16 protein-coding genes are annotated in these 16,494 nt (G+C 36.4%); 5 read left to right on the plus strand and 11 right to left on the minus strand.

Annotated elements, in window-relative coordinates; genetic code table 11:
- Positions 1-202 precede the first annotated feature (202 nt).
- Positions 203-1,246 (minus strand): DNA cytosine methyltransferase, encoded by a 1,044-nt coding sequence (locus H3V00_RS09085; RefSeq protein WP_041879922.1) that lies wholly within the window; start codon positions 1,244-1,246, stop codon positions 203-205.
- Positions 1,236-3,026 carry an ATP-dependent endonuclease gene (locus tag H3V00_RS09090; RefSeq protein ID WP_198207741.1) on the minus strand — a complete coding sequence of 597 codons (1,791 nt, stop codon included), beginning with the start codon at positions 3,024-3,026 and terminating at the stop codon, positions 1,236-1,238. Before H3V00_RS09090 ends, H3V00_RS09085 begins: the two co-directional genes overlap by 11 nt.
- A 290-nt stretch (positions 3,027-3,316) precedes the next feature.
- Here H3V00_RS09090 and H3V00_RS09095 point away from each other — a divergent pair, with 290 nt between their 5' ends.
- Positions 3,317-4,516, plus strand: a complete 1,200-nt coding sequence (locus tag H3V00_RS09095) for an MFS transporter (protein ID WP_198207742.1) — start codon at positions 3,317-3,319, stop codon at positions 4,514-4,516.
- A 51-nt stretch (positions 4,517-4,567) separates the two neighbouring features.
- Here the strand turns inward: H3V00_RS09095 and H3V00_RS09100 are convergent, their stop codons facing one another.
- The 5 genes from H3V00_RS09100 to H3V00_RS09120 all read right to left on the minus strand — a co-directional run bounded on the left by H3V00_RS09100 (position 4,568) and on the right by H3V00_RS09120 (position 9,215).
- Positions 4,568-5,599 (minus strand): AI-2E family transporter, encoded by a 1,032-nt coding sequence (locus tag H3V00_RS09100; RefSeq protein WP_198207744.1) that lies wholly within the window; start codon positions 5,597-5,599, stop codon positions 4,568-4,570.
- Positions 5,600-5,635: 36 nt separating this feature from the next.
- Positions 5,636-6,229 carry a DJ-1/PfpI family protein gene (locus tag H3V00_RS09105; RefSeq protein WP_084552699.1) on the minus strand — a complete coding sequence of 198 codons (594 nt, stop codon included), beginning with the start codon at positions 6,227-6,229 and terminating at the stop codon, positions 5,636-5,638.
- 530 nt (positions 6,230-6,759) lie between these two features.
- Complete coding sequence (locus tag H3V00_RS09110) at positions 6,760-7,500, minus strand: carbonic anhydrase (protein WP_037393121.1); 741 nt, start codon at positions 7,498-7,500, stop codon at positions 6,760-6,762.
- A gap of 295 nt (positions 7,501-7,795) precedes the next feature.
- Entirely contained in the window at positions 7,796-8,341 is a 546-nt protein-coding gene (locus tag H3V00_RS09115; RefSeq protein WP_198207746.1) for a hypothetical protein, read from the minus strand.
- A 190-nt stretch (positions 8,342-8,531) separates the two neighbouring features.
- The gene (locus tag H3V00_RS09120; protein WP_198207748.1) at positions 8,532-9,215 is read right to left on the minus strand and encodes a winged helix-turn-helix domain-containing protein; all 684 of its coding nucleotides are present in this window, start codon (positions 9,213-9,215) and stop codon (positions 8,532-8,534) included.
- A 305-nt stretch (positions 9,216-9,520) separates the two neighbouring features.
- On the opposite strand from H3V00_RS09120, the gene H3V00_RS09125 reads away from it, so the two are divergent.
- A complete protein-coding gene (locus H3V00_RS09125) occupies positions 9,521-10,882 on the plus strand; it encodes an MFS transporter (RefSeq protein ID WP_198207750.1) in 1,362 nt (453 codons plus the stop codon).
- Between the two features lie 282 nt (positions 10,883-11,164).
- On the plus strand, positions 11,165-11,509 hold the full coding sequence (locus H3V00_RS09130) for a hypothetical protein (RefSeq protein WP_041879946.1): 345 nt from the start codon (positions 11,165-11,167) through the stop codon (positions 11,507-11,509).
- An 80-nt stretch (positions 11,510-11,589) separates the two neighbouring features.
- Here the strand turns inward: H3V00_RS09130 and H3V00_RS09135 are convergent, their stop codons facing one another.
- The 3 genes from H3V00_RS09135 to H3V00_RS09145 are packed head-to-tail and all read right to left on the minus strand — an operon-like array spanning position 11,590 to position 13,586.
- Positions 11,590-12,228 (minus strand): LysE family transporter, encoded by a 639-nt coding sequence (locus H3V00_RS09135; RefSeq protein WP_198207752.1) that lies wholly within the window; start codon positions 12,226-12,228, stop codon positions 11,590-11,592.
- Between the two features lie 23 nt (positions 12,229-12,251).
- A complete protein-coding gene (locus H3V00_RS09140; protein WP_198207754.1) occupies positions 12,252-13,154 on the minus strand; it encodes a tyrosine-type recombinase/integrase in 903 nt (300 codons plus the stop codon).
- Positions 13,155-13,586, minus strand: a complete 432-nt coding sequence (locus H3V00_RS09145) for a thioesterase family protein (RefSeq protein WP_037476084.1) — start codon at positions 13,584-13,586, stop codon at positions 13,155-13,157.
- Positions 13,587-13,763: 177 nt separating this feature from the next.
- On the opposite strand from H3V00_RS09145, the gene H3V00_RS09150 reads away from it, so the two are divergent.
- Complete coding sequence (locus tag H3V00_RS09150; protein WP_084551508.1) at positions 13,764-14,216, plus strand: universal stress protein; 453 nt, start codon at positions 13,764-13,766, stop codon at positions 14,214-14,216.
- Positions 14,217-14,316: 100 nt separating this feature from the next.
- Here H3V00_RS09150 and H3V00_RS09155 read toward each other — a convergent pair whose 3' ends face one another.
- Positions 14,317-14,946, minus strand: coding sequence for a TetR family transcriptional regulator (locus H3V00_RS09155; protein ID WP_025329830.1), 630 nt, complete (start codon positions 14,944-14,946; stop codon positions 14,317-14,319).
- A gap of 310 nt (positions 14,947-15,256) precedes the next feature.
- On the opposite strand from H3V00_RS09155, the gene H3V00_RS09160 reads away from it, so the two are divergent.
- Complete coding sequence (locus H3V00_RS09160) at positions 15,257-16,492, plus strand: efflux RND transporter periplasmic adaptor subunit (protein WP_100125991.1); 1,236 nt, start codon at positions 15,257-15,259, stop codon at positions 16,490-16,492.
- Positions 16,493-16,494 lie beyond the last annotated feature (2 nt).

The following is a 16,494-nucleotide window of genomic DNA, read 5'->3' on the forward strand; positions in this document are numbered from 1 at the left end:
GCTGTATCTAGGCCAGAGAAGGGAAGGACTGCTGACGCAGTGCTTCGTAGAGGACGATGGCGGCGGCGTTGGACAGGTTCAGTGACGGATATACTCTGACTGCGGGATTCGCAGACATTGCCCGGCGCGTGCCTGTGCGAATGCCCAGGGCAGTCCAGTAATGGGTTATTTTTTAATTATTGTCATTTTATTTTTGTTTTTGCTATTGATTAATAAAATTTAAAAAATACTCACCTATTTTTTGAGCCATTAATGGTGGAACAGCATTTCCAATTTGTTTTGCTTTAGAGACTTGAGTACCATAAAATTTATAATGCATAGGAAAAGTTTGTAATAAAGCAGCTTCTCTTAAAGAGATGGCTCTGTTCTGTTCAGGATGCCCATATCTTCCATTAGAATAACTTATACAACGTGTAGTTAAAACACTAGCTGGCTTATCCCAAGCCATTCTGGAATAAGTATCATTATGTCCTTTATATTTTTTATGGCAATTTAATTTAAGATGGGATGGCCAAGTTTCTCGACCACCACCTTCTTTGGTGTGTTTAATGCGTTCTAAATTTATTGTTGATAGCCTAGCTGCCTGATGATCTTCAATGTACATATGTTTTTCGCCTGCTTTAATTGCGGGTAAGTTATATATCCAATCTCGTACAGTCGAAAACTCATTATCTTGGAGATAGTTATGAAAAGGAAGTGTAATCTCTAAATTTTTAGCACCAATTAATACAAGACGTTTTCTATTCTGTGGAACTCCATACCATAGTGCTGAAACAATTTTAAAATCATAGCTATAGTTTAAATTTTTGAGTAGATTTAAAAAATCGTTGAATGGTGTAGGTAATTTTCCAACCTTTTGTATTCCAGGGACATTTTCAATAAATACTAAATCGGGTTGAAATTCTGCGACAAAACGACCAAACTCATTAAGTAAAGATCTTCTAGGATCAGATGCATATTTATTTTTATTTTGTTTAGAAAAGGGTTGACAGGGAGCGCAACCAGAAAAAAGAACAAATCCTTTCGATTGTGCTAATTCAACTTGTTCTCTTATCGAAGATGTTGGAATATTATGTATGTCATCGTTTATAACTTTTGCATGTGGAAAATTCAACTTAAATGTTTCGCATGCATCTTTATCATAATCTATACCTAACATGATATTCATTTGTGCTTGCTGAAATCCTTGACTGGTTCCGCCACATCCAGAAAAAAAATCAAATACTGATATAGACCTATGCTTCATAATTATTCAACATTTGTTTTATTTCTTCTAATTCCGCAGGATTAGTTTCAAAAATACGATTAATCAATGTTTTGGATATCGTGAAAATTTCTTCCGATGAAACCTCTCCATACCCGATTTCCTTTATTGTATACTCCTTGATTCGTTTTTTGAAATAATCTTTATTATCTTTGGTTTCAATATCTGGAATGTTGATTTTGTCATCTTTATCTAAAATTTCAACTATAAATTTTTCTGGGTAATCAAAATTAAAATAAAAAACATTGTTTTCAATAAATTTCCAGACTTGTGATAATAATTCATTTTTTTCTGTTTCATTACTACTGCCACTGCCACTTGGATATACTTTTACTTTTCCGTAATAATTTTCTATTGTTTCTGCCAATTTAGCTTGAGGAATATTTTCATGATTTGGAAATTGATTATTATTTTCTATATATGCTTTTGTTTTTTTATCACCATCTAAAAAAATAATGCATTTAATATTAGCAGCAGCAAGAACAGATGTAGCTTTTGTTGTTATTATATCACCGCCACCCACATAAAACTTACATGTAAATCTACTTGCCAAATTGTTATTTTGATCAATTATACGAGTTATGATTTCATGAGCGAGTTTATCTTCCACATAAATGACAATTTTTTCTGTTTGAACCCCAATTTCTTCAAATGCATGTAAATAATGAATATTTTTTAATATTTCTACTTTGTGTGTGCTTTGATTTTCAATAAATAATCTAATTGCACTTGGCGGTAAACCTTCAATTAAAGCAGGTGCATGAGTTGAAATAACGATCTGATGTTTATTTATTAATGCTTGATTCATTAAAAAATCCATTAATTGTACCTGAGCACTAGGATGTAACGAAACTTCTGGTTCATCTAATAGTATTAGACTTCTTTCCTTACAACGCATAATCTTGAAAATCAAAGAAACAATGGAATACTCACCACTACCCGCAAAAGCTTCAGAGTATGTTAAATTATGTGAATTTAGGATCGCTGTTCCGCCTTCAACTTTATCAAAAAATCTATGTTCTATATAGTGAATACTAGAATAATTTTTGCCTAAAATATCAGATATAATTTTCACTTCTTCTGGTTCTAACTGATAATTAATTTTGTTTATTATTTTCTCACTACCATTATATTTAACTTTAAAAAGATTTTTTTTTATTGCTTGACTAAGCCTATTAGTTCCTCTACGAATTACTTCTTTTTTATTTGATAATTGACTTAATTTGTTTGAATGATAAAAATATTTATCAAATGCGCTAATGTGAGCTTTGAAATTAACATATAAAACAGGTTTATTTAATTTTCTCCACCTAGTTTTAGTTTTTTGTGCTGAAGATGGATGTTTGTTGAAAAGCTTCATTCCATCTTTTAAAATTGGTCTAGATGTTTCCCAATAGTCAGAATCACTGGATTTTTGATTATTAATTTGTAATACTTCTGCAATTTCTTTAGTGTTTGGATCTTGATAGGTGTAAAAATATCTTGGGAATTCCTCTTCGGTATTAAAGCTATCTATTAATGTTCCAAACCAGTAATCGCTTAGATTAGTATTTTCACGTATAGCATATAGTGCCAAAAGTGCAGAACTTTTATTTGTTCCATTTTTTCCGATTAGTACAGTAATAGGAAAATCTAATTCTAATTCTTGCGATGAAGCAATATTTTTAAAATTATGAAATACAACCTTGCGAATGAATGGCTCAAAATTAGTCATTTGATTTTTATAGCATTGTGTTAATTTCTCCAAATTTGATTTATTCATAACTTCCTTTGGTCAACTTGGTCATATAGGTAATAAAAAATTAAATATTAACAAAATTAGAATGCTACTATTTTGATATCAACTTAAAAAAACAAATATAGAGTTAATTTATATAGAATTTATTGTTTTTTATAATTATTTATTGTTGTTTTAAAAATACAAAAATGAGTATTAAGACCAAATTTTATTATATAATTTATCTTGATCTAATTTTTACTGTTTATTTTATATTCAAAAGTTTTTTCTTTTTATTATATTATCCTAATTACATACATAACAATTTGAAAATAATGAATCAGCAAGATAGTCAGTTCTCATCTAATCAGTTATTTCTTTCGGTTATTTTAATGGTAGCAGGCGCACATCTGTGTAATGACCTAATTCAGTCGATGCTGACAGCTACTTATCCCTTACTGGAAGAAAAATATCAGTTAAGTTTCGCTCAGGTGGGTTGTATTAGTCTGGTATATCAGCTTACAGCTTCAATTTTACAGCCCGCAATCGGTTATTACACAGATAAGCATCCGAAACCTTATTTATTACCATTAGGTATGGTTTCAACGACGTTTGGCTTGTGCATGCTGGGTTTGGTCAGTCAATTCTATTTATTATTACTGGCCGCAGCATTTCTGGGAGTAGGATCATCTACTTTCCATCCTGAGGCATCCCGTGTTGCACGTAATGCTTCTGCTGGTCGGTTTGGCTTAGCTCAGTCGGCATTTCAGGTAGGCGGTAATCTGGGTTCATCACTTGGGCCGCTACTGGTGAGTTTGGTTGTGCTGAGATATAACCGGCAAAGTAATATTCTGTGGTTTATCGTTATTGGTGTAATTGCTATTTTGCTTTTGTGCCGCATCAGTGCATGGAGTGCTCGTCATCTGGCTGCAAATAAACACAAGGCAACATCAAATTGTACTTTACCTTATGATAAAAGTAAGACCGTTCTGGCCTTATTCATTCTTGCCGTACTGATTTTTTCTAAATTTTTTTATATGGCCAGTATGAGCAATTATTATAGCTTTTATCTAATTGAAAAATTTGCTCTAACTAAACAATCTGCAGTGTTATTTCTATTTTTATTTCTGGCCTGTGTGGCAATTGGTACGTTTGTCGGAGGTCCGGTAGGTGACCGTATTGGTCGGAAATATGTTATTTGGTTCTCTATTTTAGGGGCTGCGCCTTTTACTCTGGCCTTACCTTATGCAAATCTCTGGGGTACGGCGCTGTTAAGCTGTTTGATTGGTTTAATTATATCTTCTGCTTTTTCGGCAATTGTGGTTTATGCTCAGGAGTTGATTCCCGGACGCGTCGGGATGATTGCCGGTCTGTTTTTTGGTTTTATGTTTGGGATGAGTGGAATTGCAGCAGCAGTTTTAGGGTATGTGGCCGATAAAACCAGCTTACAACTTATTTTTAAATTTTGTTCTTTCCTGCCATTACTTGGAATACTGACAATTTTGTTACCGGATGTGGAGCGGTATAAACGCTAAAATACCCAAAGGCCACTGTTCATGGCCTTTTTGTTGACATACGAAATCAGATTAAATGATTTTGAGTTGTTTTAAAGACAGTTTCAGGAAAGCATAAAAGATAGGCGCAAAAATCAATCCGATTACGCCAAATAAGCTTTCAGACAATACCATTGCAATCAGCAGTTCGCAAATGCCGGCGTGGATTTTGTTACCAATTATTTTGGCATTGAGTATATATTCGATTTTATGGATGATAATTAGATATAACAGGACAATTACCGCCATCCAGAAGGAAATAGTAAATGCAACCAGACACATAATAGTATTGACTATGAGGTTGCCAATAATGGGGATCAGCCCAAGAACGAAAGTAGCCAGTATCAGGCTTTTGCTGAAAGGCAGATGAATACCGAATAAAGGTAATATGATAAGCAGGAAAATAGCAGTCAGAATGGTATTAAAAAAGGATATCACTACCTGTGAGAAGGCAACATATTGAAATACCAGTACCAGACGATTTAACCCCTCTTTGAGTGCCTGCATATAAATTGTTGATGAGGAATGGGTTTCAGTGATATTGCGTTTGTTCTGCTGATAGCCGGCAATCAAACCGATAACCATACCAATGATGATGATTAGCAATGAATGAAATAATTGCTTAACTACAGACTGAAGATATAGAACATGTTCTTTGATAAAGTTTAGTGCATTGGTTCGCAATTCAATCAGATTATCAGGAATATATTTATTTAGTTCTTTGGGCAGTGAGCTGGCAATGCTGTTAAATAAGCTTTGAATATGAGTAAGGGTTTGTTGCGGATCTTTGGCTACGCTGATTACCCAGCTAATCAGGTAACCAAAGCCGCTAATGAGTATTGCCATGATGAGCAGTGAAAGTAATAATACGGAAAAAAGTTTGGCTTTATTGCCCCAGCGATGCATTTTTTTGGCCAGAAAATCTTCAAGCTTCTGTGTCAGGGTATAGGTAAGTAAACCGGAAATAACACCGGACATTAAGTGTATTTCCATAAATATGATAAAAAAGACAGAATACATTACTACAAAAAACAGTCCTATTTTTTGTTGCTCATCTAACAGCATAATTTTTCCCGGGTTAATTTTTATAACAATAAAATTTTATTTCAGACAGAATTCATCTTGCTGGCTGTCTTGCTGCCAACGATACTCGATTCTGGTTGCGATTTGTCGGGCAACGGTTTCTCCGGCCCTGTCTTGTACAAAGGCTAAAGCCATATCCATACCTGCACTAATACCTGAAGATGTGTAGTATTTCCCATCTGTAACCCATCTGGCTTTTTCTATCCATTGAGTTTGTAACGATGAAGTTTTTACCCATTCGAAAGAGAGTTTATTGGATGTTGCTCGTTTTCCATCAAGTAATCCTGATTTAGCCAGTAGGGCACTACCCGTACATACTGTTAATACATACCGGCTTTTTTGTGCCAATTGCTTTAGCTGGTTGATATAGTCGGCTTCAAGGATAAGTGTTCTAGCTCCTGTTCCACCAGGAATGAAAAGCGTATCGATTTCGGACTGCGGCATCGTGTTAAAACTTTCGGTAGCAATCTGTACACCATCTCGATTGCTTATTAGGCCACCATCACGGGAATAAAACTGCATTTTCCAGTCTGGAACTTTTCCAAATATTTCTACAGGTCCGAAAACATCAAGGGTTTCGAAATCAGGATATAGAATAATAGAGATATGCATTATTTTTCCTTAGTGTAGACGGGTTGAAAAGATAAATTTCTGGATATTGTTTTGAATATGAGTAGCATATCATTTTTTCACTTCTCAGATGCTTATTTGTACTTGGATAGTGGAGCCTAAAATTAGGCAAATCCAAAAATATAGGATATGAATTTATCTAAATATAATTAAAATTCAGATTATTTTTCAGTTAGATATGAAGTTGTGAAGTATTCGAACTTAATCCGTGGATAATTCAGTTGTAAAAATATAAAAATGTTGTAATCAGAATAACTGGTAATGCTGAAATAAATTGAAAATGAGCTGACTGGCAGAGGTGAACTGAGAAAAGACGGTTGAAGAGTTTGAAGCTTATAAAACTGAGAATAACAATAAGCATACATGGATAATAGTTTTTCCAGTATTGCTTAAGTTTAGCTGATGTAATTTTGTTTTATAAATGCAGGATTAAAAAACACATAGGCTGTCAGGTTTAATAAAAGGCCAGACTTTGCTGATGCTCTTCTGACCTTTTATTAAGCAATTATGGCTTAATTGTTTTCAATAATGCGGTTATTGAGTGGCTGAACCGGCCGGTTGTTATTTTTCGGCAAATAATGAGAAATTTCTTCGATTTCATCCTTGGACAGGGTAATCGGCTGACGGAATAAGATCCACGTTACCGGTTCACTGCATGGTGGAGTGGTCAGTGAACCGGTATAGCGATAGTAGCTGTGATTTTTCGGATAAATGTGTTCAGGGTTGAATAATATATCGGTATTTTCACTGCTATTTTTGGCAAGTTGTTTAAATACGGATAATTTTTCAAAGTAGGAATTTTCTTTGCCTTCCTGTACAAATACGGCAATGACAAGATTACTGTGATCAGCAGCCTGATGAACAAAATGTAATTCCAGCGGATAGCGGACACCATTAATCGTGTGCTCAGCCGGTTCATGAGCATGAAACTGAACCAGTTTGTATGTTTTGTTTTCGTAGCTAAATGTGCTGTTTGCATCAAAGTTAAACTGGAGTGAATGACCATTATCAATAATTTGCTTAATATCGGCATGTTGATAATTAAATTTCAGTGCCGGTAATTGCTTATTGTTTTTGCTGTCAAAAATATCAATCGGAGATTGAGTTTTGCCTGATGCACAAGTTTGTGCATCAGGCAGGTTACCCCAGTTTTCCGGTGCATTATCACCTTGATAACCCCAGTGGGTTTGTTCTGCCATGGCAGAGGTAGCCAGACCAAGGCTAAGACATAAAGCTAAAATATTTTTTCTCATGATGTAGTTTCTATGGGTTTATTATTTTTTAGTTTAGTCTTATTTGGTAAAGCTGGGTAGTATTTTGTTGTTAGAATTTAATATATTATTAATATATTAAATATTTTTTATATGGTATTCTATTTCTGGTTTAAATCATGTTGAATCTAAATTTTAAATTACCATCCATAGGAACTGCAATTTGTGATGGTGTTATATAAAAAACATCTATTAATTTGCTATCAAATAAAATATATAAATCAAGTTTGCGACAGTACTTACTGTTAAATGGTAAACGTAGTATATGCAGAGCTCTTTAGATTAGTAAAATTAGTCTAATGCAGAACCTCAAAAAGTATTTTTGTATATCGCTAACTTTACTATTAAAAATCCATTCATCTTTTGAATAAGTATCTCCATCTGATATGAATTTTTTATATTCATCTTCAAAATCAATTAAAGCTACAATTTTGTATTTTCCTTCGTTATGTTGATATAACAATGCCCACCAATGGAGATGGGAATTATTATTTTGTATTTTGTGTAGTACGCCATTTTCTTGAAAATAAAAAATAGCTTCATTATCTCGCTTTATTAAATATGGTTGATTAATAGATTTAAGGTAATTATAAACTAAGAAGGAGTAATAATTGGCGTCATCGGCCATAACATAGAAATCATCACCCATATTAGTTTTTAACTTATTAATTGTATTTTCACTGGGAGTGACTAATATAACTATATCTTTGTCAAAAATAATTTTTGTTTTTTTCTCGAATAGTATTAAATTATTTTGTCCTGCTAAAGCCGTGTGGAAAGAAAAAAATATTAAGCAGAAAAATATAAATAATGTTTTTTTCATAATAATTAAAGCCCCCCTTCTAATTGTTGATTTATCTGGATATGATAGCAATCATTTTCAATTAAAGCATGAACTGCTTAAGCTCTTATTTGAGCTAAAAATTGCTTAGAATCAGTTAATCCAGAATTGACATCATGCTAAACATATATAATTAGTTTATCATCAAAAAGTTAATTTTTATTGTAAATCTCTATTTATCAATTAATAATACATTTAAATTTTTTCTACCTTTTGGCGTAATTGTCAATTCACGATTATTATCATTTTGTTTAAACCATTCTTGTTGTAGCATTGATTGAAGTAATAAAGCTCCTAATGGACCACCAATATGATCCCTATGCTCAGTAAAATCTATACAGCGCTTTCCAACACTAGCTGTATTAGAAGCGTTGAGTAATAGCTTATGTCCTTTAAAAAAATTTTTACCATGTTCAGTAACTATAAAAAAATTATCTTGTATAACAATAAATTCATTATTAATAAATGACTGCGTAAGTGCAACAGACCATGAACCGGCTAGATGTTTATAACATGTTCTTGCCTCTTTAAATTTTTCTTTAGTGTTAGTATTGGATAAAAATAAACACTCTTTCGGGGGAATAATATTAAAAGTTGATTCAATAAACATTGCGGTATCTTGATTTTTTATTTCATAGTAATGGTGTTTACCACATGCCCTGTGATGAATAAGATCAACATCTTCTAGTTTTTTTAAATGAAAACGCGTAGCCTGTGGTGACAGATTCAGTCGATTTGCTAACCATGAGGCTGAAAGAGCTCTGCCATTCATTAATTCAGTGATAATTATAACTCTACTGAAATCAGACATTGCGTCTGAAAATCGTATTAAATCCTTACAATATAATTTATTCACTCTTTAGAATCTCCATAAAAATCTATGATTTTTTTTATTATTATTCAATTTGAAATCAATTAAGCACAGCGAATTAATATACGCTTTTTAGCTAATTTGTTTAAATTTCTTTTTAAACATTATTCCTGAAAAGTAAATAAGCTAATCAGATATTTTCACCAATAAAAACAAGAGAGAAAAGATTTGAGTCAATATGAAAAATGGATATTTTATTATTGCAAATTTGATGGTTGGTTGAGGGTGAAATTACTTTCTTCTGCAGGCAATTAGCTAATGGTGTAATCAAATTAAGACGGGGACTATAAATGACTAAAGTAGTAGATAGTTCTAAACCAATATATTCTATTTATATTACATGTTGTTTAGGATTGTTCTTATCAACACTGGATACCGGTATTATAAACTTAGCTCTGAATACATTTTCCATCGACTTTGGCGTTTCTTTGGAATATATCGGATTGTCTGTTACTTTATATTTATTATTTTTAATTATTTTTCTTGTTCCTGGCGGTTGGCTTGGTGACTTTTGGGGGCAAAAAATAGCGTTAATAGCAGGTTTCGTGCTTTTTGGTCTAACCTCATTGATAGCTGGTTTTTCTGAGTCTGCCAATCAGCTTATTATAGCAAGATGCGGACAAGGAATTGGTGCCGCGCTATTGCAGGCAAATTGCTTGGGGCTGGCTGGTTTACAATCAAGTAAACAGAAAATAAGGTTAAATTCTTTCATAATGTTGGCGATAAGTTTAGGACCAGTTTTAGGGCCTTCTTTCGGCGGTGTTATTTTAAAATTATGGGGATGGCAATTTTTGTTTCTAATTAATGTTCCATTGTGTATTGTGGGATGTTTTTTTAATTTAAAAATAACTAAAGCAGTAAACACACTAAAAAGAGAGACTTTTGATTTAAAAGGAATGATACTTTTTTTTATGATGTTAGTGGCTTGTGTTTCTCTTATTTATTCTGATAATTTAAATCTGTTATTGATTGAAAAAAATTTTATTGGTATTTCTACTTTAATCATTTTTTTTATTTTTTTGAGGATAGAGTCAAAATGCTCCAATCCTTTTTTTCCTGTCAAATTATTATTCATCTCGTCAATTAGATACGTTTCAATTGGCAGTTTGATATTTGGGTTGACAGCGGGCATCATTTTTTCAGCGTCACCTCTCATGTTTATCAGAGAAGCTGGTTATCCAATCAATTATATAGGATTAATCTGTACTGCCGCACCCATTGGCGTTATTTTAAGTGTGTTTGGCAGAAAAGTAATAAATTCAAGTTGTAATAAAATTATACTAATTTATGCTTTACCGCTTATGCTATTTGCTTTTGCCTTGCTTTTCTTTGTGAGTTTTAATATTTCAATTTTTAATTATGTTATAGCTGCTTTGTGCTACGGTTTAGGGGGCGGACTGTTTCAAGGTTCATTAATTCAGATGGCGATGGATCAAAAAAAAGATAAACAATCAACGATTGGAGGCTTATTAAGGCTTTTTCAAAATGGAGGACTTATTATTGGGTCAGCATGTTCTTTAATGTTATTAGAAGCAAAGATTTCACCTTTAGAGAATATTTCTACCTATCAAAAATTATGGGGTATTACTTTTAGTGTACTCTCTATTATGTTTGTTTATTCATATGTCTCTTTATTTAGAATAAAAAAATAAATACAGTCTCATTTTTACTTATGTGGCTAACAATTCAAATAAATTCTTATTGAAGATAAATCATCATATGGAAAAGTACTCGAAGGAGTCGATCAATTACGTTCAATTGAGTAGAATAAATGATTATATAAGAATGCGTTGGCAGAGATGAGCACTGGTAATAATGCCTTTGTGTATTACCCCGTCCGCAGATATTGTTAAATCACCCGTTATTACATGAACGAACTTTGGTTATCGGTTGTTTGCTAAGTTGTTACATGCAACTGGCTGGAAAATAGGCTATTGTGTAGCAGCTGCTGTATTGATGACAGAGTTTCGCAAGGTTATCAGTTTGATGTATTTGGTATCCATACGCCTGTACTGTATGCTATTGCTGTTTATCTGGCAGATGCTTCACATTATGAAAAGTTAGGCTGCTTTTTTCAGCAAAAATACGATTTTATGCTAGCTGGGTTGCGTTATTCACGTTTTGAGGTTTATGTGCCTCAGAGAATATATTTTAGGGTACTCAATTACGGAGATGTCAGCACTGCGCCGGAAAATGAATTTGTGCGGAAATTGGTGATTACACATCGGGTAACTATGGTACTGCTGGCGGCATTTTATCATGATGGATTTAGCCAGTAGAATTATTGTGCACTGGGTAAAATAAATTATGGTAGTAAAAAATTAGGACAGATGATTTATCTGTCCTTTTTATTTATCAGTTAATGATAAAACAGACTGGTGATAATCTGAATATATAACCAGCAGCCAAAGCAGATGAATGCACAGCCGCCAATGCGGTCGATAGCCAGACTCCAGTGCAAATAATTGCGTTTAATAACAGGTAAGGAAAACAGCCATATCATTAAGCATAAAGTCAGTAAAACCTGTACCAGTAAAATAAGCATAATTTCATATTTTAATGTGGGTTTATGTACATTAGCCATAGCCATGGACATAACGCTGCCCAGATAAAAAATGATTTTCGGATTGGACAGATTGGTAATCAGACCTTTCCAGAAAAAATGCTTTTCCTGTATTGGTGCAGTAATGGAATTATTCTGGGGTATAACTGTACGCAGCATCTGGTAGCCGCAATAGATTAAGTATGAACCGCCAGCCAGCATCAGGATATTCTGTAACCAGGGCAGCTGCTGCAATAAGGCGCTATAACCTTCAATAGTCAGTAATAACCAGAAAGCCACGCCTGTAGTAATGCCAAGTGCTACGCAAAATGCAGCCCAGCGTGAATAATTCAGTGCGGTTTTGCTGATAAGCAGCATATCCGGCCCCGGAGATAGCTGTCCCAGAAGATTAAGCAAAACGATACTGGCAATCATAGATTGTGTTTGATTAAGCATAAACAGATTCAGAGTTAAAACGGCTATTTGTTACGACGTTTGGCACGCGGATGAGTACTGTCATAAATTTGTGCCAGATGATTGAAATCCAGCTTAGTGTATTGCTGGGTAGTGCTGATGGATTTATGCCCAAGCAGTTCCTGTACGGCGCGGATGTCGTGAGCATTTTGTAAAACATGGCTGGCAAAACTATGCCGCAGCATATGCGGTGATAAATGGCGATCGCTGCCATGAGTAATTGACCAGACATTTAAACGGTTTTGAATTTGACGCGCACTCAGACGTGTGCCGCGCTGACTGGTAAAAACGGCATTTTCTCCCGCAATGGCATAACGGTGGGGCAGGTAGCGCCGTAAAGCATCAATACTTTTCTGACCCAAAGGAACCTGACGCTGTTTGTTCCCTTTACCACTAACATGAACCCAGTTTTCATTCAGCATTAGGTGATGCAAATCCAGTTGCACGAGTTCGCTCAGGCGTAAACCACTGCCATACAGTAATTCGAAAATAGCCTGATCGCGCAGTGATAGAGTATCTTCGGCTGTGGGCTGGTCAAATGTGTGATTTAGTTTTTCCGCCGGAACGGCTTTAGGCAGACGTGCCCCCGCTTTAGGAGCTTTAATGTTGTTAGTTGGGTTGGTTTCAATTTTTCCATGGCGTTGCAGGAAATTAAAATAGGCTCGCCACGTACTGAGCTTACGAGCCAGAGAGGCAGGCTTATCACCCATCCCGCTAAGTTTTTTCAATGCACCGACCAGATGCAGCCGTGTAATGCTTTCAGCAGTAAGATTATCGGGCAGAATCCGGCTGAGTTGAATCAGGTCACGAGCGTAGGCAGTACAGGTTAAAGCAGACAGACCACGCTGCTGTAAGTGCTGAAAAAATTCATTCCAGAGTATCCAGTTGGGGGATGAAGTAGTCTGCATTTAATTACTCTGTGCAAGGAGATGACGAAAAGCCTCTGGTGTGCGACTGATACGCTGGCGTTCATAATTAAAAAAAGCCATACCGGTTTTTACCATGGCAATAGCAGCACCGTCACTGACACGGGTTATACGGTACAAAATACTGAAACCGGTGTTGCTCAGATCAGATATACCCAAATCAAAGTTTAATTCATCACCATAAAAGCTTTGTCCCTGAAATTGCAGAGCAGCATCAAGCATAATCAAACCGGTACCCCCAATATCCATTTCACTAAAGCCGAACGAGGCCAGCAGGCGCAGCCGTGCTTCATGGCACAGACGTAATACAGCATCATTGGCCAGATGATTACCATAATTAATGTCACCGATATATACCTTGATTGTGGTATGAAACAGCCAGTGTTCGGGTGGTTCGATATGAATACGGCTCATGGGTTTTCCTTACTGAATTCAGGCTAGATGGTAGCAGTTTTTGAGGTATTCTGTAGCCGGCTGGTGTTTGTATCAGGCAAATTTGTGCTAAGCTTTGCCAGTATTTCTTAGGTTGTATTGTTGTTTTTCAGTTTATTAACAAACGCAGTTATGGTTTGTCGGGCAGGGAGAATAACGATGTATCACAAAATTATGGTACCGGTAGATGAAAGTGCAGCTGCTATGCGAGCCTTGCAGGAAGCAATAATGCTGGCTAAATTATGTAATGCGGTTCTACGGGTAGTCAATGTTGTGGATCTGGCACAGTTTAGCTGGGGTGGTGTAGGAGCGCTGCCCTCTGAAGAAGTACGCAAAGCAGTTAATGCAGCAGGTAAAAAAGGTTTAGAGCAGGCAGAAAAACTACTTAAAGAATCCGGTATGCAGTATGAAATTGAAGTGCTGGAAAGTGCCGGTGATAAAGTGGCTGATATGCTGATTCAGGAAGCGACGGAACATAATGTTGATTTGCTGGTGATGGGTACTCACGGCTTCAGTGGTTTTATGCATATATTAATGGGCTCTGTGGCTGAAGGTGTTTTACGCCAGTCTGATATTCCGGTGATGTTATTACGTGTACGTGATGATGATTGATTAACAATTTGTTATTTCTATTGAAATCTGGCAGGCAATAAGCTCGGTTATTGCCTGCTATTTATTTATGTAAATATCAATTCTAATCAGGATGGATGATTTACTGGCGAAGATTCGGATTGTGGTGCAGTGATTCGAGGGCAATATTAATAAAATTAGGGGCAATACTGGTAATATCTATATTATCCGGGTCAGTCAGCCATAAATTGGTTAATCCCATAAACAGAGCCTGAAAATACAGGGCAGCCTGCTGGATATTGATATTTGCCGGCAAAATATGCTGCTGACAGCACATATGAAATACAGCACACAGATTTTGCCACCATAAATTTTGGTATTTTTGCAACAAAGCCACAATCGCATGGTTGTCAGCAGTGTGCTCACAATTTAAATGCAGGATATGACAGAATTTACGATAATTATTATCACTAGCCATACGTTGAAACATGTGTTTTAGCGCCTGCATCAGATTGTTCAATGCGTCAGGAGAACTGGTGTCAATGTCATGCTGCAATTGGCTGCTCAGTTTACTGAAAACCTGTTGGAATAACGCATCGAATAAGTCTTCCTTATTTTTAAAATGCCAGTATAAAGCACCGCGAGTCACGCCGGCTGCGCTGGCAATTTCTTGCAGTGAAGCACGGCTGACACCGCGCCGGTAAAATATATCCAGTGCAGCAGCCATGAGAGCCTCTTTGGTTTGCAGGGCTTCTTCTTTGGTCTTGCGCATAATAAATTTCCGTTTATCTGTAAATTAAATTAGGCAAATCTGTATTTAATTCAGATTAGCACAAGATTTTTTGATTAAAATAACTTAAGTATTAAATTATTGCATCTGGTATACATACATTGTTGCATGTATAATGCGCAGCGTAAAGCTATTCTTATTTAATCGTCTGTTGTCGCATTGCTGGCTGCCTGATATTTAGATTTCGGCAGCCCTAAGTGTTGGCACCAGCGCTATTTTTGTCATATTTTTAGCACAGTATAGTAAAAAGTTATTTAATTTTTAAAGTATATATGCACATATTGAGGTGAATATGGGAACGAATCGAAAAGCAGATAAATGGCGCATCAGTGCGATAGTACTGGCAAGTGCGCTGGCATTAGCTGCATGTGGCAAAGGCGACAAAGCACCAGCACCACCTGCACCAATGGTTAGTGTACTGACTGTACATCCGGAAACGGTGACTGTAGATACCGAGCTGACTGGTCGTTTGAAGCCGATTCGCGAGTCACAAGTACGTGCCCGTGTGGCTGGTATTTTGCTGAAACGTCTGTTTACAGAAGGTACTTATGTTAAAGAAGGCCAACCACTGTTTCAGATCGACAATGCGCCTTATGTAGCTTCTTTGCAATCGGCACGTGCCAGTCTGGCAACCGCACAGGCTAATGCGGCGAAGGCTGATGCCGATATTGTCCGTTATCGCCCGCTGGTTGCAGCTAACGCAATCAGTAAACAGGAATTTGATCAGGCAATCGCACAACAGCGCCTGGCGCATGCACAGATTGACAGCGCACAGGCTGCAATTAAAAGCGCACAGATTAATGTTGGTTATGCCTATGTCCGTGCTCCGATTTCAGGCCGTATTGGTAAGGCGCTGGTAACTGAAGGCGCTTTGGTCGGCCAGAATGATGTTACTCAGCTGGCGCTGATTCAGCAAACACATACTTTATATGTTGACCTGACCCAGACTGCCGCACAGGCAATGAAGATCCGTCAGGATATTGCTGCCGGTAAGATGAAAACCATCAATGGTGCCGTCGAAGTGGCCATCAAGCTTGATGACGGTAGTGAATATCCGCAAAAAGGTCGTTTACTGTTTACAGATATGACAGTAGATGAAGGTACCGGTGAAGTTAAAGTACGTGCCGAAATTCCTAATGATGATGATATGCTGCTGCCCGGACAGTTTGTACGTGTAGAGATTCCGCAGGCTGAAATTCAGAATGCCATCGTCTTGCCTCAGCAGGCAATAACCCGTGGTGCCAGTGGTGATACGGTTACGGTGGTTAATGCTGATGGCAGTCTGGCTGTGCGCAATGTAACCGTAGTACAGCAAAAAGGCACAAACTGGGTAATCAGCGGAGGTTTGCGTGCGGGAGATAAAGTAGCAATGGATGGTCTGGCACTAGTGCAGTTAACCGGTGCGAAGAAAGTACAGACTCAGCCGTGGAAACCTGCACCTGCTAATGGTGCGCCTATGCCTCAGGCTAAGGCTGCTTCTGCATCTGCACCTAAAGCTTCTGCGGCATCTGCCTCTCAGGCTCAGTAAGG

Source organism: Snodgrassella sp. W6238H11, assembly GCF_016100525.1.
GTDB lineage: Bacteria > Pseudomonadota > Gammaproteobacteria > Burkholderiales > Neisseriaceae > Snodgrassella > Snodgrassella alvi.

Excerpts from the sequence above, each read along its gene's own strand:
- H3V00_RS09110 (WP_037393121.1), bottom strand. The coding sequence starts at position 7,500 with ATGAGAAAAAATATTTTAGCTTTATGTCTTAGCCTTGGTCTGGCTACC.
- H3V00_RS09135 (WP_198207752.1), bottom strand. The coding sequence starts at position 12,228 with ATGCTTAATCAAACACAATCTATGATTGCCAGTATCGTTTTGCTTAAT.
- H3V00_RS09090 (WP_198207741.1), bottom strand. The coding sequence starts at position 3,026 with ATGAATAAATCAAATTTGGAGAAATTAACACAATGCTATAAAAATCAA.
- H3V00_RS09160 (WP_100125991.1), top strand. The coding sequence starts at position 15,257 with ATGGGAACGAATCGAAAAGCAGATAAATGGCGCATCAGTGCGATAGTA.
- H3V00_RS09140 (WP_198207754.1), bottom strand. The coding sequence starts at position 13,154 with ATGCAGACTACTTCATCCCCCAACTGGATACTCTGGAATGAATTTTTT.
- H3V00_RS09100 (WP_198207744.1), bottom strand. The coding sequence starts at position 5,599 with ATGCTGTTAGATGAGCAACAAAAAATAGGACTGTTTTTTGTAGTAATG.
- H3V00_RS09105 (WP_084552699.1), bottom strand. The coding sequence starts at position 6,229 with ATGCATATCTCTATTATTCTATATCCTGATTTCGAAACCCTTGATGTT.
- H3V00_RS09085 (WP_041879922.1), bottom strand. The coding sequence starts at position 1,246 with ATGAAGCATAGGTCTATATCAGTATTTGATTTTTTTTCTGGATGTGGC.
- H3V00_RS09145 (WP_037476084.1), bottom strand. The coding sequence starts at position 13,586 with ATGAGCCGTATTCATATCGAACCACCCGAACACTGGCTGTTTCATACC.
- H3V00_RS09095 (WP_198207742.1), top strand. The coding sequence starts at position 3,317 with ATGAATCAGCAAGATAGTCAGTTCTCATCTAATCAGTTATTTCTTTCG.
- H3V00_RS09125 (WP_198207750.1), top strand. The coding sequence starts at position 9,521 with ATGACTAAAGTAGTAGATAGTTCTAAACCAATATATTCTATTTATATT.
- H3V00_RS09115 (WP_198207746.1), bottom strand. The coding sequence starts at position 8,341 with ATGAAAAAAACATTATTTATATTTTTCTGCTTAATATTTTTTTCTTTC.
- H3V00_RS09150 (WP_084551508.1), top strand. The coding sequence starts at position 13,764 with ATGTATCACAAAATTATGGTACCGGTAGATGAAAGTGCAGCTGCTATG.
- H3V00_RS09155 (WP_025329830.1), bottom strand. The coding sequence starts at position 14,946 with ATGCGCAAGACCAAAGAAGAAGCCCTGCAAACCAAAGAGGCTCTCATG.